Origin of the sequence: Denitratisoma sp. DHT3, assembly GCF_007833355.1 — a bacterium.
In the GTDB taxonomy this organism is placed as follows: domain Bacteria; phylum Pseudomonadota; class Gammaproteobacteria; order Burkholderiales; family Rhodocyclaceae; genus Denitratisoma.
On sequence record NZ_CP020914.1, the window covers coordinates 2,004,191 to 2,027,711 of the forward strand.

The window sequence follows — 23,521 nt, forward strand, 5'->3', positions numbered from 1 at the left end:
TTTCCATGCAGTTGACCCCGGCCCAGCAGGCCTATCACGAACTCGCCCTGTCCCTTTGCGAAACCCTGACGCATCTGCGCCGGCTGAATGCCGACGCCGAGGCGGTCCAGGCGCTGACCGCCGCCATCGCCAGGCTGAACCAGGACATGGCGCGGCAGCGCGGCGACCGGCCCATGCTGCCGGCCTATCAGCCGCGCGACCTGAGCGGCGGCATCGAATGGCTGATGCCCTACAGCCCGGTCAGCGGCCCCTGCAATCCGGTGGCGCCGCGCCTGCATTTCCTCCGCGAGCCGGGGCGTCTCCTGGCCGACGTCCGCTTCGACTGCATCCACGAAGGGCCGCCGGGCACGGTCCACGGCGGCGTGCTGGCCGCGGTCTATGACCAGTTGTTCGCCAATGCCAACCTGCTCAACAAGACCGGCGGCTTCACGGCCTCCCTCACCATCGACTTTCAACGGCCGACGCTGCTCGACGAGACCGTCCGCTTCGCCTGCTGGATCGAGGAAGTGGCCGGACGCAAGGTCAACATCCAGGGCGAGTGCCGGAATGGACGGGACGAGCTGCTGACGACCGCGCGGGCGCTGTTCATCCATGCGCCCGGCGTGGTCGACGATCCGGATTTCAGGATTTGACGCCTCCCCTGGCGGGGCTGACGTACAATCCGTCCGGGAAGTTCGCTAGGCAGCCGCTGTGAGCGCAAGCTCATGGAGGAAAGTCCGGGCCCCATAGAGCAGGATGCCGGCTAACGGCCGGGCGCAGCAAGCCTCGCAAGAGGCCCAAGGCGACGAACAGGGCAACAGAAAACATACCGCCGATGGCTCCGCAAGGAGATCAGGCAAGGGCGAACCGGTGGGGTAAGAGCCCACCGCGGACGTGGCGACACGGACGGCACGGCAACCTCCATCCGGGGCAAGGCCAAATAGGGGAGCGATAGCGTGGCTCGCGCTGCTCCCGGGTAGGCTGCTAGAGCCTGCCGGTAACGGCAGGCCCAGAGGAATGGCTGCCCACGACAGAACCCGGCTTATCGGCGAACTTCCCAATTTTTCAATCCCCCCCCTTCGCCCCCCTCCGGGGGGTTCGATACGGCTCGCTGCGCTCGGATGTTTGGGGGGCTTCGTAGCGGCACCGATGGCATTGCGGCTTTGCCGCGTGCCGCTTTTCCTTGCGGCGGCGCGGCGGAAAAGCTTCATCGAGGAAGCACGGATGTTCTGACCTGCTCCGAAACGAGGAGGATTTTCGCCGTGTCCGCCGTGGTTTCCCTTGGGGCCGTCCGGCGGAAAAGCTCCATTTTCACGCTAAGAACCGCGCTGCACGCCGAGGTTTCAAGGTTCAGCCGATGGTCGTCCGATGGCCGCCGCGGTCGCCGGAAGCGGCGGCTTCGTTGAGCCAGCGCGCCTCCCAGACTTCGGCGGGCTGCGGCCTGCCGTACAAATATCCTTGATGGATCACGCTGGCGCGGGCATTGAGGAAGGCGGCCTGCTCCTCGGTCTCCACCCCTTCGGCCACCACCTTGAGGTGCATGTGCCGGGCCACCGCGAGAATGGTTTCCACCAGGGCCTCATCGTCGGGATCGTTCGGGGCGTCCTGGACGAAGCTCTTGTCGATCTTCAATTCGTGGATCGGCAGCCGCTTCAGATAGGCCAGCGACGAGTAGCCGGTACCGAAGTCATCCACCGAGAAATGAATGCCCAGGGCCGCCAGTTCGCTCATCTTGGTCACCACGTCGCTCACGTTGTCGATCACCAGGCCCTCAGTCACTTCCAGAGTCAGGCGCGTGGGATCGGCGCCGGTGTCGGTCAGCAACTCCCTGACCCAGGGTACGAAACCGGCCTGACGGAAATGGCGGGGAGAAAGATTGACCGAAAGACGCAGGGTGAATCCGGCCGACTCGTGCCGAGCCATCAGGCGGCAGGCCTCCCTCAGCACCCAGGCGCCCAGTTCCACGATCAGATCCGATTCCTCGGCGATGGGAACGAACACACTCGGCGGCAGCAGGCCCCGCTGCGGGTGCTGCCAGCGCACCAGAGCCTCTGCACCGGCAAGGCGGCCCTGGGCATCGACCTGGGGTTGCAGATAGAGCCGCAGTTCGCCGGCCGGAATGCCACGTCGCAGTTCGGCCTCGATGGCGAATCGCTGCTGGGCGAACTCGCCCATGGCGGTCTCGAAGAAGGCGCTCTGATTGCCGCCGGCGTCCTTGGCGCGGTGCAGCGCGGTGTCCGCCCGCCGCAGTACGGCCTCCGGCGTATCCTCGCCGCTCTCCGGGAACAAGGTGACGCCGAAACTGGCGGTGACGGTCACTGCTTCACCGGCGATGTCGAACGGTTCCCGCAGGGCGGCATGAATTTTTTCCGCCACCGCCAGCGCCTGCCGCGAGCCCTGGGCCGGATGGCTGCCCATGTCCTGCAGCAGCAACGCGAATTCGTCCGCCGCCACGCGGGCCAGGGTATCCCCGTCGCGGATCAATCCTTGCAGCCGCCGTGCCAGCGCCTGCAGCAGACTGTCGCCAAGGCTCATGCCACGCGCGTCATTGATGTTCTTGAAACGGTCGATGTCGAGCAGCAGCAGGGTTTCCTGCCAGTGTTGGCGACGACCGGCGGCCATGACCTGAGTCATGCGGTCCATCAACAGGCTGCGATTGGGCAGGCCGGTCAGGGCATCGTAGTAGGCCAGGCGATGGATCCGCTCCTCGGACTGCTTGCGCTCGGTGACATCCTGCACCGTGCCCTGGACCATCGAAGGCGTGCCGTCCGCGGCATACCGTATCTCGCCGCGCTCATGGACGTGTTTCACACGGCCGTCGGCCAGCAGCAAGCGATGAATGATTTCGTAGGCGCTGCCGTTCTTGAGGCAGTCCGAGAAAACCTCGTCCACCCTCTGCCGGTCCTCCGGATGGACGGCATCGAGGAATCCCTGATAGGACGCTGAGAAGGTCGCCGGATCGATCTCGAAAATGCGATAGATCTCGTCCGACCATTCGAGATGGTTGCTGCGCAGATCCAGGGTCCAACTGCCCAGCATGGCGATGCGCTGCGCCTCGTTGAGCCGGTCGAGGCTGGCCCGGATGCGCTCGTCCGCCCGCTTGGCGGCAGTGATGTCGCGGCCGATGCCGAGAACGCCGATCACCTGGCCCTCGGCGTCCACCATTGGCGTCTTCGTGGTGAGCAGCCACTCCCGATGGCCGTCGGTGGCGAAAGTGACCTCCTCCTCGTTGGCCAGCGGTCGGCCGGCGGCAAGAGCCGCCGCGTCGTGCTCGCGGAAGAAATCGGCTGACTCTCGTGTGACGAAATCGTAATCGGTCTTGCCGACGATCTCCGTTTCCGACTTGCCGAAGAAGCTCTCGAAACGAGGGTTGCTGAGCAGATAGACGCCGTCGCGATCCTTCAGCCAGACCAGGTCGGGGATGTTCTGAATCAGGGCCTTGAGGAAACCGCGCCCCCGCGCCAGGTCGGTCTGGGAATCGGCGAGCGCCTGGCGCTGCTCATCCAGGGCGGCAAGCATGCGGTTGAACTCCGTCGCCAGTCTGGCGACCTCGTCCTCGCCCGGCACGGTCACCCGCTGTTCGGTCTGGCCCATGCGCACCCGATCCATCACCGTCTGCATGGCGCGCAGGCGGCGGGTCAGGCCGTTGCCCAGGGCCAAGGCCAGCAAGGCGCCGATGGCGATCGCCGCGACGGCATAGAGCATGCCCTCCCTGGCGATCGCCTCGAGCTTGGCGTGGGTGCTCTGCTGGCCGATCCCCACCCTCACCCAACCAATGGTGCGGCCGGCCAGGATCACCGGCGCAAAACTATCCACCAGTTCCAGGCGCCGGCTCAGCACCCTCACGCCAGTCCCCTGCCGGGGCAAATCACGGACGAACTGGCCGATCCGGGCGAGATCGGTATGGACCACCACCCGGCCCTGCTGGTCGAGAACCATGGCGAAGGCCAGATCGGGGAAGCGCCGCTGGGCATCGATGAGATCTTGCAAACCGGCGATATCCATGGCCCCCAGCCAGTCAGCCGAGCTCACGGCCAGGCTGCGTACCAGCGTGGTGCTGTTTTCGACCTGGTGCGCCAACAGCATCTCCCTCTGACGCTGGGTGAGATCGATGACGAAGATGGTCATCATCGTGGCATGGACCAGCGCCACGCTCAGGATCAACTTGCGGCGCACGGAGCCGAGCAGACATGTGCGCAGGGATCGCAGTGGAGCGGACAGTTTCATTTCGGCTCCACGGGACGGACCTGACGCTCGAAACGGGCGACATATTCCCGCACCACGTCGTAGCTGGAATCGTCGGCCGCATGAATGCGGGCAGTTTCCATGACCGCCAGAATTCCTCGTCCTTCGGGCGTTTCATGAAGCTTCAGCAGCAGTTGTGCAACCCGCTCCCGCACCGCCACGGGCACATCGTCCCGCGCCATCACCGAATTGTTGATCAAATGGGGAGTCTCCCAGATCACTTGCAGTGCCGCCGCCTCCTGCGGGTGGTTCTTCTGGAAAGCGCGCCAGGGTGGCGGCCAGGTGACGCCGGCGGCCGTGCGTCCCTGATAGGCATTCATGATCGACGACTCCTGGGAGCCGACGTAGCGGTTCTCGATATCGCGCATCACATCCACGCCCTGGCTGTGCAGCCAGGCCTGGGGCATGATGCAAGCCGCCAGCGCCGTTGCCGCCGGATAGCTCACCGCGCGGCCGCGCAGATCGGCGGGACGGCGGATACCGCTGTCGCGGCGGACGACGAAGATGCCCTTGAAGTCATCCGCATCCCCCGCCATGGCGAAAACATGAAACCCGGCTTTCATGGCCTCGAGGGTCTGCCAGGGATTCGGCAACAGGAACTCGGCGCTGCGCTCGCGGATTTTTTTCTCGAAACTGGGATAGTCCCTGGACGCCACCAACAGGAAGTGGGCCTCGGGCATCTGCCGGTTCAGATATTCGACCAGCGGCTGATAGACCGCGAAGAGTTTCGACGGGTTGTGCAAGGGGTGCACGGCCAGGCGGTAGCTGGGTCCCTGGCCGGGTTCCGGCCGTGGGTCATACACGGGGCCCGCCACCGGTGGCGCCTGGTCGCAACCGGCCAGCACCGCCATCGCCAAGGCAACCACGGCGGCGCGTAAACTGCGGCGCCCGACAGTGCCCTTCACTGAGTCTCGCTCCGCATTCTATTCATCGCCCCATTCCATTACCCACCTTAGTAGAGTGGTAATTATCATTGGTCGCGGCGCCCGTTGTCGAGGGTGGCACGATGAGCCGGCAGCATTTTGCCGCAACTCCGTCACGATCAGTGCGAAGTCGTCGTCCCCCACCGGCCAATTTCTCAAGCTTTACTTTCGAACCTGCGCAATACCCATTGATTTAATTAATTAATTTAACCAACACCCATTGACATCCCAGCACACATAAGTCCTTGTTACACCAGAAAAAAACCTATAAATCCTCTTGACCGAGCCAATTCTTGCCCCTAAAGTGGTGAAAAGTGGGTAAAGGTGGGAAATCCTATGATTTCCCCTCGGGCTAGGGGTGGCGATGTTTCAAGGGGCGATAGCGCTGAATCTTGACGCAAAGGGACGCATGGCGATCCCGGCGCGGCATCGCGACGCCCTCGCCACCGAGGGTGGTCGCCTGGTGCTGACCGCCCATCCCCATCGCTGCCTGTTGCTCTACCCGGAGCCCGCCTGGGCGCCGATTCGCGACCGCATCCTGGCGGCGCCCAGTTTCGATCCTCGTTCCGCCGCCTTGAAGCGCGTCTTGGTGGGCAATGCCCGCGACGAGCAACTGGACGGCGCCGGCCGCCTGTTGATCGCCCCCGAGTTGCGGGCTCACGCGGCGCTGGAAAAGCAGATCTGGCTGGTGGGCATGGGCACCCACTTCGAAATCTGGAGCGACGCCGGCTGGCAGGGTCTGCCCGAGCTGGCCGCCGCCGCCCTGGCGGATGGCGCGCCGCCGCCGGGCTTCGAGGGTATTTCGTTGTGAACGGCGGCCACGTCAGCGTGTTGCTGGCGGAGGCGGTAGCGGCGCTGGCGATCGAACCCGACGGGATCTACCTGGATGGCACTTTCGGCCGTGGCGGCCATAGCCGGGAAATCCTGGCCCGGCTGGGGCCGGCCGGCCGCCTGGTCGCCCTGGATCGGGACCCGGCGGCCATCGCCGCCGGACAAAAAATCGAGGATCCGCGCCTGAACCTGGTTCATGCCTGGTTTGGCGACCTGGGCCAGGTGCTGGACGAACTGGGCATCGCCCAGGTGGACGGCGTGCTGCTGGATCTGGGCGTTTCCAGTCCACAACTGGATGACGGCAGCCGGGGATTCAGTTTCCGGTTCGATGCGCCGCTGGACATGCGGATGGATACGACCCGAGGAGAAACCGCGGCGGAATGGCTGGCGCGGGCGAGTCAACGGGAAATAGAGGAGGTGCTGAGAGACTATGGCGAAGAACGGTTTGCTCATGCGATTGCAAAGGCGCTTGTTGCTGCTCGGAGCGAATGCGGTATTACAAGCACCGGACAACTTGCCGCGCTCGTGGAAAAAGCCGTGCGCACGCGGGAACCGGGCCAGCATCCGGCGACGCGCAGCTTCCAGGCTCTACGGATTCTCGTCAATCGCGAGCTTGAGGAACTGTCGCTGAGCCTGCCCCAGGCCCTGGCTCGACTGAAGCCCGGCGGCCGGCTGGTGGTGATCAGCTTCCACTCCCTGGAAGACCGCATCGTGAAGAACTTCCTGCGCGACCAGGCACGCCCGCCGCAGCCGCCCAAAGGCGTGCCGGTGCGGGCCGCCGACCTGCCGCCGCCGCGCCTGCGCCTGGTGGGCAAGCCGGTCCATGCCGGTGCCGAGGAGGTCGCCGCCAACCCCCGGGCCCGCAGCGCAGTGATGCGGGTCGGCGAGAAACTGGCGGCCGCCGGCGAAGGGCGTGGCTGATGGCGCGTCTGAACCTGGCCCTGCTGCTCGTGGTCGTGGCCTGCGCCCTGTTCGCCGTGGATGCGAATCACCGGGCGCGCAAACTGTTCATCGAACTGGAGCATGAACAGACCCGGATGCGCGATCTGGAAGTCGAGTGGGGGCAATTGCAGCTGGAGCAGAGCACCTGGGCCAACCACGCCCGCATCGAGCGCATCGCCCGGGAAAAGCTGCAGATGAAAACGCCGGTGCCGAACCAGGTGCTGACGCTGGAAGGAAAGGGCCGGTGAAATTTTCCTACAGCCCGGTACTTTCCCAGGCCGTGCCGCCCTGGCGCGCCCGCTTGATGCTCTGCCTGCTGCTGGCCGGCTTTCTCGCCCTGGTCGGCCGCTCCCTCTATCTGCAAGGCATCCACAACGAATTCCTGCAGGGCAAGGGTGAGGCCCGCTACGAGCGGACCCTGTCCATCTCGGCCACGCGCGGCCGGATCATGGACCGCCACGGCGACGTGCTGGCGATTTCCACCCCGGTCAAATCCATCTGGGCGATCCCCGAGGACGCGCGCCTGCAGCCTGCCGACGCCCGCACTCTGGCCCAGCTGCTGGAGATGGACCTGCGCGAGCTGAACCGGCGCCTGGCCTCGGAAAAGGACTTCGTCTTCATCAAGCGCCAGGTCTCGCCGGAGATCGCGGAAAAAGTGGCGGCGATGAAACTGCCGGGCATCCACGAACAGCAGGAGTTCCGCCGCTACTATCCGGTCGCCGAGGTCACCGCCCATGTGCTGGGTTTCACCGGCGTCGAGGACGCGGGCCAGGAGGGCGTGGAACTGGCGTTCAACGACATGCTGTCGGGCAAACCCGGCAGCCGCCGGGTGATCAAGGACCGGCGCGGCAACATCGTCGAGGACGTGGAGTCCATCCGTCCGCCCCAGGACGGCAAGGACATCCTGCTGGCGCTGGACGACAAGATCCAGTATCTGGCCTATTCCAATCTGAAGCAGGCCATCGAGCAGTACCGCGCCCGCGCCGGCGGCGTCGTGGTGCTCGACGCCAAGACCGGCGAAGTGCTGGCTCTGGCCAATCTGCCGGCCTACAACCCCAACAACCGGGAACGGCTGGTCGGGGCGCAACTGCGCAACCGGGCCTTCACCGACACGTTCGAGCCCGGCTCCACGATGAAACCGTTCACGGCCGCCCTGGCCCTGGAACAAGGCAAATTCCGCTACGACACGCCGATCCAGACCGCCCCGGGACGGCTGGTGATCGGCAACGCCACCATCCACGACGCGCACCCCCACGGCGTGCTGACGGTGGCCCAGGTGATCCAGAAATCCTCCAACGTGGGTTCGGCCAAGATGGCGCTGTCGATGCCGGCCGAATCGATGTGGAGCATGTTCGACAACCTCGGCTTCGGCGCGCCCCTGAAGCTGGGTTTCCCAGGCGAAGTGGGCGGGCGCCTGCGGCCCTGGAAAAAATGGCAGCCCATCGAACAGGCCACCATGGCCTACGGCCACGGCATTTCGGTGACCCTGATCCAGTTGGCCCGTGCCTACATGGCCTTCGCCCGCGACGGCGACCTGGTGCCGCTATCCCTGACCCGGATGGACAATTCACCCGCCCCGGGCAAGCCGATCTTCTCGGCCCAGACCGCGCGGGAAGTGCGCAACATGCTGGAAATGGTGGTGCTGCCCGGCGGCACCGCGACCAAGGCCCAGGTTCCCGGCTATCGGGTGGCGGGCAAGACCGGCACCGCGCACAAGCTGGACGGCGGCGTCTATGCCAACAAATATGTCGCTTCCTTCGTCGGCTTCGCGCCGGCCTCCGATCCGCGGCTGGTGATCGCGGTGATGGTCGACGAACCCTCCAACGGCATCTATTACGGCGGCGACGTCGCGGCGCCGGTGTTTTCCCGCGTCATGGCCGGCGCCCTGCGTACCCTCGGCGTCGCCCAGGACGCGCCCCTGACGCCGCCCTCCGCCACGCTGGCCGCCGCGGCCGACGCCAAGGAGGAGATGTGATGTCGGCCGCCGCCATGCTCGCGCCGGACGTGCTCGCGGAATTGGCCCGCCGGGGGGTGGGGGTGTCGCGCCTGTGCGTCGATTCGCGCCGCGTCACGGCGGGCGACGTCTTCGTCGCCGCGCCGGGCGCCCAGGCCGACGGCCGCCGCTTCATCGGCGAAGCGCTGGCCCGGGGCGCCGCGGCCGTGCTCTACGAGGCCGCCGGGGCGCCGCCCCTGCCGGCCACGGCGGTGCCGCTGCTGCCGGTCGCCGGACTGGCCGGCCAGCTCGGGCAGATCGCCGACCTCGTCTACCAGCGCCCCTCGGCGCAACTGTGTCTGATCGGCGTCACCGGCACCAACGGCAAGACATCGGTCACCCATTTCATCGCACAGGCGCTGGCCGCCCTGGTGCGCCCCTGCGCGCTGATCGGCACCCTCGGCAACGGCTTCCCCGACGCCCTGGACCCCAGTCCCAACACCACGCCGGACGCGATCACCCTCCACGCCGCGCTGGCCCGCTATCTCGCCCAGGGCGCCCGGGCCTGCGCGATGGAAGTGTCCTCGATCGGGCTGGAGCAGGGCCGGGTGGCCGGCGCCCGCTTCGCGGTGGCGGTGCTGACCAACCTGACGCGGGACCATCTGGAATACCACGGCACCATGGAAGCCTATGCCGCCTCCAAGCGCCTGCTGTTCGAAACCCCCGGTCTCGGGGCCGCGGTGCTGAACCTGGACGACCCGTTCGGCCAGGAACTGGCGCAGCGCCTGCGGGGACGGATGCGGACCATCGGCTACACCCTGGGCGCGGCCGGCGGCGCCGATGAAGTCCTCGCCGCCAGCGATCTGGATCTGCGTTCCGGCCTCGCCTTCCGGGTCAACGGCCAGCCGGCGCACGCGTCCCTGGTCGGCCGCTTCAACGTCGCCAACCTGCTGGCCGCGCTCGGCGCCCTGCAGGCGGCGGGCATCGCGCTGGAACAGGCGCTGACCACGCTGCCCCGGCTGCGCCCCCCGGCGGGCCGCATGGAAGCCCAGGGCGGCAGCGGACAGCCGCTGGTGGTGGTGGATTACGCGCATTCGCCGGATGCCCTGGAGCAGGCGCTGACCACCCTCAGGGAAACCGCCCGGGAGCGCGGCGGCCGCCTGGTCTGCCTGTTCGGCTGCGGCGGCGACCGGGACCCCGGCAAGCGCCCCTTGATGGGAGCGGTGGCGGAGCGTCTGGCGGACCGGGTGGTGCTCACCAGCGACAATCCCCGCGGCGAAGAGCCCGGCGCCATCGTCGCCGCCATCCGCGCCGGGATGGCCGGCGAACCGGAAACGGAGCTGAATCGCGGCCGGGCAATCCACTCCACCGTCGCCCGCGCCGACACCCGGGACGTGATCCTGGTGGCCGGCAAGGGGCACGAGCCTTATCAGGAAATCGGCGGCGTGCGCCACCCCTATTCCGACCTGGAACAGGTGCGCGCCGCCCTGGAGCAAAGAACATGATGACCCTGCGACAAGCGGCCCAGGCCTGCGCCGGCAGCACCGTCCGGGGCGAGGTCCGCTTTGGCGCCGTGTCCACCGATTCGCGCAGCATCGCGCCCGGCGAGCTGTTCGTGGCCCTGCGCGGCGAGCGTTTCGACGGCCACGATTTCGTCGCCGAGGTGCTCGCCCGGGGCGCCGCCGCAGCCCTGGTGGACCGGACCTGGGTGGCGGCGGACGATGGCCGCGCGCAACTGCCGCTGGTGGCGGTCGACGACACCCGGCTGGCCCTGGGGCGGCTGGCGGCCGCCTGGCGCGGCGGTTTCGAGATTCCGCTGATCGGCATCACCGGCAGCAACGGCAAGACCACGGTCAAGGAAATGTGCGCCGCGATCCTGCGCGCCCACTACGGCGCGGAAGCGGCGGTGCTGGCCACCGCCGGCAATCTCAACAACGACGTCGGCCTGCCGCTGACCCTGCTCAAGCTCACCGCCACGCATCGCGCGGCGGTGATCGAAATGGGCATGAACCATCGCGGCGAAATCGCCTACCTGACGCGGATCGCCCATCCCACCGTGGCCCTGGTGAACAACGCCCAGCGCGCCCACTTGGAGGGCCTGGGCTCCCTGTCCGAAGTGGCGCGGGCCAAGGGCGAGATTTTCGAGGGGCTGGGGGCCGGCGGCGTGGCGGTGATCAATGCCGACGACACCCATGCCGCGTTGTGGCGGGAACTCAGCGCCGGCCACGCGACGCTCGGCTTCGGCCTCGACCATGCCGCCGAGGTGACGGCCCACGTCCGGCCGCAGGGTTTCGCCTGCCGGCTGGAACTGGCGACGCCCGCCGGGACGGCCGAACTGACCCTGCCCGTGCCGGGCCTGCACAACGCCCGCAACGCCCTGGCCGCGATCGCGGCCACCCTGGCGGCCGGCGTTCCGCTGACGACCGCCGTCGCCGCGCTTGGCCGCTATCAAGGCGTCAAGGGGCGACTGCAACGGCGGGTCGGCCATGCCGGCGCGCTGCTGATCGACGACAGCTACAACGCCAACCCGGACTCCATGCGCGCCGCCATCGACGTACTGGCAACCCTGCCCCAGCGGCGGCTGCTGGTCATCGGCGACATGGGCGAAGTCGGCGCGGCCGGCGGCCAGTTCCACGACGAGCTCGGCGGCTACGCCAAGACCATGGGCATCGACCGTCTCTACGCACTGGGTGAGCTGACGGCCGCGGCCGTCGCCAACTTCGGCGCGGGCGGCCAGCACTTCCGCCGCGTCGAGGACCTGATCGCCGCCCTGTTGCCCGAACTGAACTCCGATACCGCCGTCCTGATCAAGGGCTCCCGCTTCATGCGCATGGAACGGGTGGCCGATGCCCTCGCGGCGAGCCCTCCCCTTCCCGAGGAAAGGAAAAACAAATGACCCGCATCTTCCCTTCTTTGCAGAAAGATACCCCGCCGCCGCGCCGCCCCAAGACGGGGCCAGCCACAACCCGGAGCGGGCACAGCCCGCGGACACCCGCCCCCCCGGGGGAAAGGCCCATCATGCTGCTTGAACTGGCCCGCTGGCTGGCGCAGGATGTGCGCGCCTTCAACGTCTTCAACTACATCACGCTGCGTGCGGTGCTGGCGACGATGACGGCGCTGACCATCTCCTTCATCGCCGGACCGGCCTTCATCCGCTGGCTGGCGGCGAAGAAGATCGGCCAGGCGGTGCGCGACGACGGCCCGCAGACCCATCTGACCAAGGCCGGCACCCCGACCATGGGCGGCGGCCTGATCCTGATCTCGCTGGGCATCTCGACCCTGCTCTGGGCGGATCTGGCCAACCGCTTCATCTGGATCGTGCTGATCGTCACGCTCGGTTACGGCGCGGTGGGCTGGGTGGACGACTGGCGCAAGGTGGTTTACCGCAACCCCAAGGGACTGTCGGCCAGCACCAAGTATTTCTGGCAGTCGCTGATCGGCATCCTGGCCGCCATCTACATCGCCTTCTCGATCTCCGCGCCCGACGCCGACCGCAGCTTCGCACTGCTGTTCCGCTGGGCGATGAGCGGTTTCACCCTGGACCTGCCGGCCAAGGCCGACCTGATCGTGCCCTTCTTCAAGTCCGTGTCCTATCCCCTGGGCGTGATCGGCTTCATGCTGCTGAGCTATTTCGTGATCGTCGGCACCAGCAATGCGGTGAACCTCACCGACGGCCTGGACGGCCTGGCCATCATGCCCACGGTGATGGTCGGCTCCGCGCTCGGCGTCTTCGCCTACGTCGCGGGCAACGCGGTGTATTCCAAGTACCTGCTGCTGCCCTACATCCCCGGCGCCGGCGAGCTGGCGATCTTCTGCGCCGCCCTGGCCGGTGCCGGCCTGGGCTTCCTCTGGTTCAACGCCTACCCGGCGGAGGTGTTCATGGGCGACGTCGGCGCGCTGGCGCTGGGCGGCGCGCTGGGCACGGTGGCGGTGATCGTGCGCCAGGAAATCGTGCTGTTCATCATGGGCGGCGTCTTCGTCGCCGAGACCTTGTCGGTGATGTTGCAGGTGTCCTGGTTCAAATACACCAAGCGGCGCTACGGCGAGGGGCGCCGCATCCTGCGCATGGCGCCCCTGCACCACCATTTCGAGCAGAGCGGCTGGAAGGAGACCCAGGTCGTGGTGCGTTTCTGGATCATCACCATCCTGCTGGTGCTGTTCGGCCTGTCCACCCTGAAGATCCGGTGATGGATACCTTCGGCGCCATCTCCCGCACCCGCTGTTCCCAAGGGAAAGCCGCATGAATCTCGGCGGCAGGCACGTCCTCGTTCTCGGCCTCGGCGAATCGGGACTGGCGATGGCGCAGTGGTGCGCCCGTCAGGGCGCCCGCGTGCGGGTGGTGGACAGCCGCGCCGCGCCGCCCTTTCTCGACGAACTGCGACGCAGCGCGCCGGAGGCCGAGTTCCGCTGTGCCGCCCTCGACGAGCGCTTCGACAAGTCGCTGCTGAACGGGATCGAGCTGCTGGCGCTGTCGCCCGGACTTTCCGGCGGCCTGATGGCGGTGATCCATGCCCGCGCCCAGGGCATCGCGGTAGTGGGCGAGATCGAATTGTTCGCCTGGGCGCTGCGCGCGCTGGGCGTGCGCGGCAACCACGGCCCCTACAGCCGGGTGATCGCGATCACCGGCACCAACGGCAAGACCACCACCACCGCGCTGGCCGGCCATCTGTGCCGCGGCACGGGCAAGGCGACGGGCGTGGCCGGCAACATTTCCCCGGCCGCGCTGCACGCGCTGATGGCGGCCCTGGATCAGGGCACGCTGCCGGATATCTGGGTGCTGGAACTGTCCAGCTTCCAACTGGAGACCCTGAACAGTCTGGACGCCGACGCGGCGACGGTGCTGAACGTCAGCGACGACCATCTGGACCGCTACATCGACCTGGACGAGTACGCCAGCGCCAAGGCGCGGATTTTCGCCGGACGCGGCGCGCAGGTGCTGAACCGCGACGACCCGCGGGTGAAGCGCATGGCGCTGGCGGGCCGCCCCTTGATCAGTTTCGGCCTCGATGCGCCGGGCAACGAACAGGATTTCGGCCTGCGCCGGAACCGGGGCGAACCCTGGATCGTCCAGGGCGACCGCTTCCTGCTGCCGGTTTCCGAGCTGCCGATCGCCGGGCTGCACAACGCCGCCAACGCGATGGCGGCGCTGGCGCTGTGCGCCGGCATCGGCCTTGATGCGGGAAGACTGCTGCCCGCGCTGCGCGACTTCCGCGGCCTGCCCCATCGCGTCGAACGGGTGGCCGAGATCGACGGCGTCGGTTACTACGACGACTCCAAGGGCACCAACGTCGGCGCCACCGTCGCCGCACTCACGGGCCTTGGCGGCCAGTTGGCCGCCCAAACCAGTCACCTCCCTTCCTCGGGAAGGGAGGCCGGGAGGAATGGCTCCTCCACGCCGGCGCAGCCCGGCAATCAACACGATCCAAGGATCGTGTTGATTGCCGGGGGCGATGGCAAGGGACAGGACTTCCGTCCGCTGAGCCCGGCGGTCGCGCGTCATTGCCGGGCGGTGCTGTTGATCGGCCGCGACGGGCCGAAGATCGGCGCGGCGCTGGCCGGCGGCGGCGTGCCCGTCCGTCAGGCGGCGGACATGGATGAAGCCGTGCGCCTGGCCGCCACGGCCGCGCGTCCCGGCGATGTCGTGCTGCTCTCTCCCGCCTGCGCCAGCTTCGACATGTTCCACAACTACGAGCACCGCGCCCAGGTCTTCATCGCCGCGGTGCGCACCCTGGCGGGCGCGACATGAGCCGGGCCGGCATTCCCCACCGCTACGCTCCGCCGGCCCACCGCTCGCCGGCGGAACTCGATCCCTGGCTGTTCTGGTCGGCGCTGGGGCTGCTGATGCTGGGCCTGGTGATGGTCTATTCCTCGTCCATCGCCACCGCGGAAGGCAGCAAGTTCACCGGCAACTCCGCGACATACTTCCTGGTCCGCCACGGCATTTTCCTGCTGGTCGGACTGGTGGCCGGCACGGTGGCCTTCCAGATCCCGCTGCGCTTCTGGCAACAGGCGGCGCCGCTGCTGTTCCTGGCCGGCGTGCTGCTGCTGGCCCTGGTGGTGATTCCCCACGTGGGCCGCTCGGTCAACGGCGCCCAGCGCTGGCTTCCGCTGGGGCCGGTGAATCTGCAGCCCTCGGAGCTGATGAAGCTGTTCGCCGTGCTCTACGCCGCCGACTACACCACGCGCAAGTTGGCCGACATGGATTCCTTCCGCCGCGGCTTCGTGCCGATGGCGATGGTGATGACCCTGGTCGCGGCGCTGCTGTTGCGCGAACCCGATTTCGGCGCCTTCGTGGTGATCATCAGCATCGCGATGGGCGTGCTGTTCCTGGGCGGCATCAACGCCCGCCTGTTCGGCATCCTGTTCCTGGTGCTGCTGTTCGCCTTCGTGGTGCTGATCTGGACCTCGCCCTATCGGCGGGAGCGCCTGTTCGGCTTCATGGACCCCTGGCAGGACGCGTTCGGCAAGGGCTATCAGCTTTCCCACGCCCTGATCGCGTTCGGGCGCGGCGAATGGTTCGGCGTCGGGTTGGGCGCCAGCGTCGAGAAACTGTTCTACCTGCCCGAGGCGCACACCGACTTCCTGCTGGCGGTGATCGCCGAGGAGCTGGGCTTCGTCGGCGTCGTCGTCGTGGTCGGGCTGTTCGCCCTGGTGGTGCAGCGCTGTTTCGCCATCGGCCGCCAGGCCCTGGCGCTGGATCGGCTGTTCGGCGGCCTGGTGGCGCAGGGCATCGGCATCTGGCTGGGGGTGCAGTCCCTCATCAACATGGGGGTCAACATGGGCCTCCTGCCCACCAAGGGCCTGACCCTGCCGCTGATGAGCTTCGGCGGCTCCGGCATCATGGCCAACTGCGTGGCGCTGGCCATTCTGCTGCGGGTGGATTACGAGAATCGCTCACTGATGCGGGGGGTCAAGGTATGAAGACCATTCTGATCATGGCCGGCGGCACCGGCGGCCACATCATGCCCGGCCTGGCGGTGGCGGACCATCTGCGCAGCCTGGGCTGGCGCGTGGTCTGGATGGGCAATGCGGAGGGCATGGAGGGGCGGCTGATCCCGGAACGGGGCTTCGAGACCGCCTGGGTGAAGTTCTCCGCGCTGCGCGGCAAGGGGCTGGCGCGCAAGCTGTTGCTGCCGTTCAACCTGATCGCCGCCTGCTGGCAGGCCTTGCGTGAGATGCGCCGCGTGCAGCCCGACGTGGTGCTGGGCCTGGGCGGCTACATCACCTTTCCCGGCGGCCTGGTGGCGGCATTGAGCGGCCGGCCCCTGATCCTGCACGAGCAGAATTCGCTGGCCGGGCTGGCCAACCGGGTCCTGGCGCGGCTGGCGACGCGGGTGCTGACCGGCTTTCCCGACGTGTTGCCGCGCGGCGAGTGGGTCGGCAATCCGGTCCGCCCCGAAATCAGCCGGCTGGCGCCGCCGCAGGAGCGCCTGCCGCAACATGGCGGCCCGCTGCGCCTGCTGGTGCTGGGCGGCAGCCTGGGCGCCCAGGTGCTGAACCAGACCCTGCCCGCGGGTCTGGCGCTGATTCCGCTCCAGGAGCGGCCGGAGGTCTGGCACCAGTCCGGCGAGCGGCATATCGAGGCCCTGCGCGCCAGTTATGCGCAGGCGGGCGTCGAGGCCCGCCTGACGCCTTTCATCGCCGACATGGCCGAGGCCTACGCCTGGGCCGACCTGGTGATCTGCCGCGCCGGCGCGCTGACCGTGGCCGAGCTGGCCACGGTGGGCGTGGCCAGCGTGCTGGTGCCCTTTCCCCATGCCGTGGACGATCATCAGACGGCCAATGCGCGCTTCCTCTCGCAGGTTGGCGCGGCCGTGCTGTTGCCCCAGGACCAGTTGCGGCCCGAGACCATCGCCCTGCTGCGCAACTATTCGCGCGACCAGTTGCTGGAAATGGCGGCGCGCGCGCGCGACCTGGCGAAACCCGAAGCCACCGTCACGGTGGCGCGGGCCTGCATGGAACAGGCGGAGAAGTTCGCCGCGAGGAGCAAAGCATGAGACCTGAAAACGCCCAGGTTTCGGGTACTCGTCGGGCGATCGGATCGGCGGCCCGCATCCAGAATGTCGCCATGCCGCCCGCCACTTTCAGTCACCCGTCGCGCGACCAGACATCATGAAACATAAAGTCCGTCGTATCCATTTCGTCGGCATCGGCGGCTCCGGGATGAGCGGCATCGCCGAGGTGCTGGCCAACCAGGGCTTCCAGGTGAGCGGCTCCGACCTGGCGGCCAGCGCGGCCACCGCCCGCCTGGCCGATCTCGGCGTCGCCATCGGCATCGGCCACGACCCCGCGCGGGTGACCGACGCCGACGCCGTGGTGGTGTCCACCGCCGTCAAGGAGGACAACCCCGAGGTCGTGGCGGCGCGGGAACGCCATATCCCGGTGGTGCCGCGGGCGCAGATGCTGGCCGAGCTGATGCGCTTCAAGCAGGGCATCGCGATCGCCGGCGCCCACGGCAAGACCACCACCACCAGCCTGGTCGCCAGCGTCCTCGCGGCCGGCGCGCTGGACCCCACCTTCGTCATCGGCGGCCGCCTCAACTCGGCCGGCGCCAATGCCCGCCTGGGTCAGGGCGAGTTCCTGGTGGCCGAAGCCGACGAGTCCGACGCCTCGTTCCTCTTCCTGTCGCCGATGGTCTCGGTGGTGACCAACATCGACGCCGACCACATGGAGACCTACGGCCACGATTTCGGCCGCCTCAAGCAGACCTTCGTCGACTTCCTGCACCGCCTGCCGTTCTACGGCGTCGCGGTGCTGTGCATCGACGATCCCCACGTGCGCGAGATCATGCCCCGGGTGTCGAAGCAGATCATCACCTACGGCCTGGCCCCGGAGGCCAACGTGCGCGCCGAGAACATCGTCGCCGAGGGCGGCACGATGCGCTTCGACTGCGTGCGGGAGAACGGCAGCACGGTGCGCTTCCCGGTGGTGCTGAACCTGCCGGGCGTCCACAACGTGCAGAACGCCCTGGCGGTGATCGCCGTCGCCACCGAGGTCGGCGTGCCCGACGCGGTGATCGTCGCCGCCCTGGCCGAGTTCAAGGGCGTGGGGCGGCGCTTCCAGCGCTACGGCGAAGTGCCCCTGGCGGCCGGAGGCAGCTTCACCCTGATCGACGACTACGGCCACCATCCGGCCGAAATGGCGGCCACGCTGGCCGCCGCCCGCGGCGCCTTCCCCGGCCGGCGCATCGTGCTGGCCTTCCAGCCGCACCGCTACACCCGCACGCGCGACTGTTTCGAGGACTTCGTCAAAGTCCTGTCAGAGGCGGATGCCCTGCTGCTGACCGAAGTCTATGCCGCCGGCGAGCCCCCCATCATCGCCGCCGACAGCCGCTCCCTGGCCCGGGCCGTGCGCGTCGTCGGCCGGGTGGAACCGGTATTCGTCGAGGACATCGCGGCGCTGCCCCAGGCGATCCTGGAGACGGCGCGCGACGGCGACGTGGTGATGACCATGGGCGCCGGCTCCATCGGCGCCGTTCCGGGGAAATTGAGCCATGGCTGAATTGTCGTCCGCCCCGCTGCGCGGCACGTTCCGTCGCGACGAGCCCATGGCGCGCCACGTGTCCTGGCGCTCCGGGGGGCCGGTGGCCAAGGCCTATTTCCCGGCGGACCTGGACGACCTGGCGGTTTTCCTGCGCCGGCTGCGCCACGACGAACCCCTGCTGCTGGTCGGCCTGGGGTCGAATCTGCTGGTGCGGGACGCCGGATTCGAAGGCACGGCGATCTTCACCCATGGCGCGCTCGACGAGCTGCGCCAGGAAGCCGACGGCTCGCTGTATGTCGGCGCCGGCGTGGCCGCGCCCAAGCTGGCCCGCTTCGCCGCCAACCGGAACCTAGCCGGCGCCGAGTTCCTGGCGGGCATTCCCGGCACCCTGGGCGGCGCGCTGGCGATGAACGCCGGCTGCCATGGCGGCGAGACCTGGAACCACGTGCAGCGCGTGCTGATGCTGAACCGGCGCGGGCGCCTGATCGAGCGCGGTCCGGAGGACTTCGCCGTCGGCTATCGCCACGTCGGTCTCAAGGCCAGCGCCGACGAGATCTTCGCCGGCGCCTGGCTGCGCTTTCCCGCCGGCGACGGCGCCGCGGCGCGCGCGCGCATCCGCGCGCTGCTGGAGGCGCGGATCGCCAGCCAGCCGCTGCAACTGCCCAATGCCGGATCGGTGTTCCGCAATCCGCCGGGCGACCACGCGGCCAGGCTGATCGAAGCGGCCGGGCTCAAGGGCCATGGCGTGGGCGGCGCGCGGGTATCCGAAAAGCACGCGAATTTCATTGTTAATCCGGACGGCAAGGCGCGAGCTTCCGAGATAGAAATGTTAATTGGCCGGATCCAGGCCGAAGTACAGCGCAAGTATGCGATTCAGTTGATTCGCGAGGTGCGGATCGTAGGCGGAGAGCGGCAGTGAGCGGCGTCAATTTTGGCAAGGTGGCGGTGATGTTCGGCGGCGACTCCGCCGAGCGCGAGGTTTCATTGAAAAGCGGCTCCGCCGTGCTCAAGGCATTGCGCACGGCGGGCGTGGACGCCCATGCGTTCGACCCGCGCGAGAAACCCCTTTCCGCCCTGCGCGAGGAGCACTTCCAGCGCGCCTTCATCGCCATGCACGGCCGCGGCGGCGAGGACGGCAGCCTGCAGGGCGCCCTGGAACTGATGGGCATCCCCTACACCGGCAGCGGCGTGCTGGCCTCGGCGCTGGCGATGGACAAGTGGCGTACCAAGCTGGTGTGGCAGGCGGCGGGGATTCCGGTGCCGGAATACGCCGTGCTCGACGCCGCCAGCGACTTCGCCGCGGTCGAACGGCGCCTGGGCCTGCCGCTGTTCGTCAAGCCGGCCAACGAAGGCTCCTCGATCGGCATCAGCAAGGTCAAGCAGCCCGGCGGCCTGAAGGCGGCCTACCAGGAGGCGGCCCGCCACGACCCGATCGTGCTGGCCGAGCGTTTCCTGGCCGGCGGCGAATTCACCGTCGGCATCCTGGGCGACCGGGCGCTGCCGGTGATCCGCATCGTGCCCAGCGGCGAGTTCTACGACTACGAAGCCAAGTATCTGCGCGACGACACCGAGTACCGCATCCCCAGCGGCCTGCCGCCCGAACGGGAACAGGAGATGCAGCAGATCGCGCTGCGGGCGTTCGCCATCCTGGGCGGCCGCGGCTGGGGCCGGGTGGACCTGATGCAGGACGATGCCGGCCGCGTCTATGCCCTGGAGGTCAACACCTCGCCCGGCATGACCGACCATTCGCTGGTGCCCATGGCGGCGCGGGCGGCCGGGATCGGCTTCGAGCAGCTGGTGCTGCAGGTGCTGCGGGAGGCGACGCTTGGCTAAGTCCAGCCGCCCCTCGCGTCCCGCCCGTCCGCAAAAGCCGGCGGCCGACGGCTTCTGGGACAAGCCGCCGTTGATGAATCTCGTTTCCGACCTGCTGCTGCTGGCCGGCATCGCCTCCCTGGCCTGGGCGGGACTCCACGCCTTCCAGCGTTTGCCCCTGTTCCCGCTGCGCCAGGTGGTGATCCAGGGCGAACTGCAGCAGGTGACCCGGATGCAGTTGGAGTACGCGGTGAAGGGTTCGGTGAGCGGCAATTTCTTCACCGTGAATCTGGAGAGCGTGCGCGGCGCCTTCGAGAAGCTGCCCTGGGTGCGCCGCGCCGAGGTGCGCCGGGTCTGGCCCGACGCACTGGAACTGACCATCGAGGAGCAGAAGGCGGTGGCGCGCTGGCGCCGCAGCGACGGCGAGTACCGGCTGGTCAATCACCTGGGCGAGGTCTTCATCGCCGCGGCGGAGCAGGATCTGCCGGATTTCTCCGGCCCGGAGGGCAGCGCCGCGCAGATTCTGGAACGCTACCGGGAGTTCAGCGCCGCGCTGACGGAAATCGGCCACCAGGCGCGGGCCGTGCACCTCTCCCCCCGCCAGGCCTGGCAGTTGCGCCTGGACGACGGCCTGGTGCTGGAACTGGGCAGGGAAGAGGCCAAGCACCCGGTAAAGGAGCGTCTGGAGCGTTTCGCCGCCAATTATCGGGAGACCCTGCAGCTCACCCGTTCCGCCCCCGGAATGATCGACATGCGCTATCCCAATGGCTTCGCCCTGCGAAGCGGCCACGCTGACAAGGCACCACAGACATGAGCAAGGAAACCAAGGATTTGATCGTCGGCCTCGACATCGGCACCTCCAAGATCGTCGCCATCGTCGCCGAGCTGGATGCCGAAGGCCGGCTCGGGCTGCTCGGCACCGGCAGCCAGGATTCCGATGGTCTGAAGAAGGGCATGGTGGTCAACATCGAGGCCACGGTCAATTCCATCTCGCGCGCGATTCAGGAAGTGGAACTGATGACCGGCTGCAAGATCAAGGAGGTCTATACCGGCATCGCCGGCAGCCACATCAAGAGCAAGGACTCCAACGGCATGGCCGTGGTGAAGGACAAGGAGGTCGCCCAGTACGACGTGGCCCGCGCCATCGAGGCGGCCAACGCCACACCGATCTCCGCCGACGACCAGATCCTGCACACCCTGGTGCAGGAGTTCATCGTCGACGGCCAGGACGGTGTCAAGGAACCCATCGGCATGGACGCGCGGCGCCTCGAGGTCAAGGTGCACCTGGTGACCGGCGCCGTGACGGCGGTGCAGAACATCGTCAAATGCGTGCATCGCTGCGGCCTGGAGGTGGTGGACCTGGTGCTGCAGCCGTTGGCCTCAGGCTACGCGGTGTTGACCGACGACGAAAAGGACGTCGGGGTCTGCCTGGTGGACATCGGCGGCGGCACCACCGACGTCGCCATCTTCACCCAGGGGGCGATCCGCCACACGGCGGTGATCCCGATCGCCGGCGACCAGATCACCTCGGACATCGCCATCGCGCTGCGCACCTCGACCCAGGACGCCGAGGAGATCAAGCTGAGCTACGGCGTGGCCCTGCAGCAGCTGGCCGATCCGGAGGAAATGCTGGAAGTGCCGGGCGTGGGCGAGCGTCCGTCCACCACCCTGTCGCGGCAGACCCTGGCCGGCTTCATCCAGCCGCGGGTGGAGGAGATTTTCCAGAAAGTGCACGAAGAGGTCATCCGCAGCGGCTACGAGCGTCTGCTGCGGGCCGGCATCGTGCTCACCGGCGGCTCGTCGCAGATGCCGGGCATGACCGCGCTGGGCGAGGAGATCTTCCACAACACGGTGAAGCTGGGCATGCCGCATTACGAGGGCAACCTGAAGGACATGGTGCGTAACCCCCGCTACTCGACAGCGATGGGGCTGCTGCTGGAAGGCCAGGCCCAGCGCAAGCGAGGCCTGAAAGCCCGCGACACCCGCTCCTTGCGCCAGGTCCTGAGCCGGATGCGGTCGTGGTTCGAGAAGAATTTTTAGGTCCAGGGGCCAGGGCGATTTCGGGGAATGAAATCAACATTCTTCTTTATTCCCCCGATGCGCCCTGAGTTGTGCGTGTTGAAATCGATTTGTGGCTATTGAAGGAGGCGAGCATGTTTGAACTGCAAGAAATCACGGCGGAGCTGGATCCGAACCGTACCGTGATCAAGGTGATCGGGGTCGGCGGCGCCGGCGGCAACGCCGTCGAGCACATGATCCGCGAGAATGTCCAGGGCGTGGAATTCATCTGCGCCAATACCGACGCCCAGGCGCTGAAGCACTCCAGCGCCGGCACCCGGTTGCAACTGGGCCCGGGTCTGGGCGCCGGCGGCAAGCCGGACAAGGCGAAGGAGCTGGCCGAGGCCGAGCGGGCGCAGATCGCCGCCGCCCTCGACGGCGCCCACATGGCCTTCATCACCGCCGGCATGGGCGGCGGCACCGGCACCGGCGCCGCGCCCATCGTCGCCGAGGTGGCGCGGGAAATGGGCATCCTGACCGTCGCCGTGGTGACCAAGCCCTTCGACTTCGAGGGCAAGCGCCTGCGCCTGGCCGAGGAAGGGCTGACCGAACTGGCGCAGAACGTCGATTCACTGATCGTGGTGCTCAACGAGAAGCTGATGGAAGTGCTCGGCGAGGACGTGGGCATGAAGGACGCCTTCAAGGCCGCCGACAACGTGCTCAAGAACGCGGTCGGCGGCATCGCCGAAATCATCAACGTGCCCGGCCTGGTCAACGTGGACTTCGAGGACGTCAAGACCGTCATGGGCGAAATGGGCAAGGCGATGATGGGTTCCGCCATCGCCGCCGGCGTGGACCGCGCCCGCATCGCCGCCGAACAGGCCGTGGCCAGCCCGCTGCTGGAAGGCATCGAACTCTCCGGCGCGCGCGGGGTGCTGGTCAACATCACCGCCAACCACTCCCTGGGCATGAAGGAGGTCAAGGAGGTGATGAGCACCATCCGCACCTATGCCGCCGAGGACGCCGAGGTCATCTTCGGTACCGTGTTCGACGATTCCATGGAAGACAATCTGCGGGTGACGGTGGTCGCCACCGGCCTCGGGGTCAAGGCCGGGGCCGGCAAGCGCCAGCAGCCGATCCTGAAACCCGTGGAAAGCCTGGCGATGGGCCTGCGCACCGGCACCTACGATGCGGCCGGCGAAGTCATGGACGACGCGGGCTCGGCGATGCCCCAGGTGTTCCACGGCCGGGCCCGCAACACCTCGGTCCGGGACATGGAAGCCAGCGGCATGGACAAGTACGACATTCCCGCCTTCCTGCGCCGCCAGGCCGACTAAGCAGCCCCCGCCCGCGCATGGCCTACGCCATGTGTCGC

At 67.8% G+C, this 23,521-nt stretch carries 19 protein-coding genes and 1 other RNA gene; 18 read left to right on the plus strand and 2 right to left on the minus strand.

Annotated elements, in window-relative coordinates; all coding sequences use genetic code 11:
- The first annotated feature begins 5 nt into the window (after nucleotides 1-5).
- Nucleotides 6-632 carry a PaaI family thioesterase gene (locus B9N43_RS09240; RefSeq protein WP_145841977.1) on the plus strand — a complete coding sequence of 209 codons (627 nt, stop codon included), beginning with the start codon at nucleotides 6-8 and terminating at the stop codon, nucleotides 630-632.
- Nucleotides 633-669: 37 nt separating this feature from the next.
- Nucleotides 670-1,040, plus strand: an RNA gene (rnpB, locus tag B9N43_RS09245) — RNase P RNA component class A.
- Nucleotides 1,041-1,329: 289 nt separating this feature from the next.
- On the opposite strand, the gene B9N43_RS09250 is transcribed toward rnpB, so the two are convergent.
- Nucleotides 1,330-4,206 (minus strand): EAL domain-containing protein, encoded by a 2,877-nt coding sequence (locus B9N43_RS09250; RefSeq protein WP_145841978.1) that lies wholly within the window; start codon nucleotides 4,204-4,206, stop codon nucleotides 1,330-1,332.
- Nucleotides 4,203-5,129 (minus strand): phosphate/phosphite/phosphonate ABC transporter substrate-binding protein, encoded by a 927-nt coding sequence (locus tag B9N43_RS09255; protein WP_222428697.1) that lies wholly within the window; start codon nucleotides 5,127-5,129, stop codon nucleotides 4,203-4,205. The genes B9N43_RS09250 and B9N43_RS09255 overlap by 4 nt, the downstream gene beginning before the upstream one ends.
- 382 nt (nucleotides 5,130-5,511) lie before the next feature.
- On the opposite strand from B9N43_RS09255, the gene mraZ reads away from it, so the two are divergent.
- From mraZ to ftsZ, 16 genes are all read left to right on the plus strand, one after another.
- Nucleotides 5,512-5,958, plus strand: coding sequence for a division/cell wall cluster transcriptional repressor MraZ (gene mraZ / locus B9N43_RS09260; protein ID WP_145841979.1), 447 nt, complete (start codon nucleotides 5,512-5,514; stop codon nucleotides 5,956-5,958).
- Nucleotides 5,955-6,899, plus strand: coding sequence for a 16S rRNA (cytosine(1402)-N(4))-methyltransferase RsmH (gene rsmH, locus B9N43_RS09265; protein WP_145841980.1), 945 nt, complete (start codon nucleotides 5,955-5,957; stop codon nucleotides 6,897-6,899). The genes mraZ and rsmH overlap by 4 nt, the downstream gene beginning before the upstream one ends.
- Complete coding sequence (ftsL, locus tag B9N43_RS09270) at nucleotides 6,899-7,168, plus strand: cell division protein FtsL (protein WP_145841981.1); 270 nt, start codon at nucleotides 6,899-6,901, stop codon at nucleotides 7,166-7,168. The genes rsmH and ftsL overlap by 1 nt, the downstream gene beginning before the upstream one ends.
- A complete protein-coding gene (locus B9N43_RS09275; protein ID WP_222428698.1) occupies nucleotides 7,165-8,895 on the plus strand; it encodes a peptidoglycan D,D-transpeptidase FtsI family protein in 1,731 nt (576 codons plus the stop codon). The genes ftsL and B9N43_RS09275 overlap by 4 nt, the downstream gene beginning before the upstream one ends.
- A complete protein-coding gene (locus B9N43_RS09280) occupies nucleotides 8,895-10,358 on the plus strand; it encodes a UDP-N-acetylmuramoyl-L-alanyl-D-glutamate--2,6-diaminopimelate ligase (RefSeq protein WP_145841982.1) in 1,464 nt (487 codons plus the stop codon). Before B9N43_RS09275 ends, B9N43_RS09280 begins: the two co-directional genes overlap by 1 nt.
- Complete coding sequence (murF, locus tag B9N43_RS09285; protein ID WP_145841983.1) at nucleotides 10,355-11,749, plus strand: UDP-N-acetylmuramoyl-tripeptide--D-alanyl-D-alanine ligase; 1,395 nt, start codon at nucleotides 10,355-10,357, stop codon at nucleotides 11,747-11,749. The genes B9N43_RS09280 and murF overlap by 4 nt, the downstream gene beginning before the upstream one ends.
- Before the next feature lie 122 nt (nucleotides 11,750-11,871).
- Nucleotides 11,872-13,041 (plus strand): phospho-N-acetylmuramoyl-pentapeptide-transferase, encoded by a 1,170-nt coding sequence (gene mraY, locus B9N43_RS09290; protein ID WP_145841984.1) that lies wholly within the window; start codon nucleotides 11,872-11,874, stop codon nucleotides 13,039-13,041.
- A 52-nt stretch (nucleotides 13,042-13,093) separates the two neighbouring features.
- Complete coding sequence (murD, locus tag B9N43_RS09295) at nucleotides 13,094-14,599, plus strand: UDP-N-acetylmuramoyl-L-alanine--D-glutamate ligase (RefSeq protein ID WP_145841985.1); 1,506 nt, start codon at nucleotides 13,094-13,096, stop codon at nucleotides 14,597-14,599.
- Nucleotides 14,596-15,774 carry a putative lipid II flippase FtsW gene (gene ftsW, locus B9N43_RS09300; protein ID WP_145841986.1) on the plus strand — a complete coding sequence of 393 codons (1,179 nt, stop codon included), beginning with the start codon at nucleotides 14,596-14,598 and terminating at the stop codon, nucleotides 15,772-15,774. Before murD ends, ftsW begins: the two co-directional genes overlap by 4 nt.
- Nucleotides 15,771-16,850 carry an undecaprenyldiphospho-muramoylpentapeptide beta-N-acetylglucosaminyltransferase gene (gene murG / locus B9N43_RS09305; RefSeq protein ID WP_145841987.1) on the plus strand — a complete coding sequence of 360 codons (1,080 nt, stop codon included), beginning with the start codon at nucleotides 15,771-15,773 and terminating at the stop codon, nucleotides 16,848-16,850. The genes ftsW and murG overlap by 4 nt, the downstream gene beginning before the upstream one ends.
- Before the next feature lie 115 nt (nucleotides 16,851-16,965).
- Nucleotides 16,966-18,354 carry a UDP-N-acetylmuramate--L-alanine ligase gene (gene murC, locus B9N43_RS09310; RefSeq protein ID WP_145841988.1) on the plus strand — a complete coding sequence of 463 codons (1,389 nt, stop codon included), beginning with the start codon at nucleotides 16,966-16,968 and terminating at the stop codon, nucleotides 18,352-18,354.
- Complete coding sequence (murB, locus tag B9N43_RS09315; RefSeq protein ID WP_145841989.1) at nucleotides 18,347-19,255, plus strand: UDP-N-acetylmuramate dehydrogenase; 909 nt, start codon at nucleotides 18,347-18,349, stop codon at nucleotides 19,253-19,255. The genes murC and murB overlap by 8 nt, the downstream gene beginning before the upstream one ends.
- Nucleotides 19,252-20,169: a D-alanine--D-alanine ligase gene (locus B9N43_RS09320; protein WP_145841990.1), complete on the plus strand. Its 918-nt coding sequence runs from the start codon at nucleotides 19,252-19,254 to the stop codon at nucleotides 20,167-20,169. The genes murB and B9N43_RS09320 overlap by 4 nt, the downstream gene beginning before the upstream one ends.
- Nucleotides 20,162-20,962, plus strand: coding sequence for a cell division protein FtsQ/DivIB (locus B9N43_RS09325; RefSeq protein WP_222428699.1), 801 nt, complete (start codon nucleotides 20,162-20,164; stop codon nucleotides 20,960-20,962). Before B9N43_RS09320 ends, B9N43_RS09325 begins: the two co-directional genes overlap by 8 nt.
- Nucleotides 20,959-22,188: a cell division protein FtsA gene (gene ftsA, locus B9N43_RS09330; RefSeq protein ID WP_145841991.1), complete on the plus strand. Its 1,230-nt coding sequence runs from the start codon at nucleotides 20,959-20,961 to the stop codon at nucleotides 22,186-22,188. The genes B9N43_RS09325 and ftsA overlap by 4 nt, the downstream gene beginning before the upstream one ends.
- A gap of 113 nt (nucleotides 22,189-22,301) precedes the next feature.
- Complete coding sequence (ftsZ, locus tag B9N43_RS09335; RefSeq protein WP_145841992.1) at nucleotides 22,302-23,483, plus strand: cell division protein FtsZ; 1,182 nt, start codon at nucleotides 22,302-22,304, stop codon at nucleotides 23,481-23,483.
- Nucleotides 23,484-23,521 lie beyond the last annotated feature (38 nt).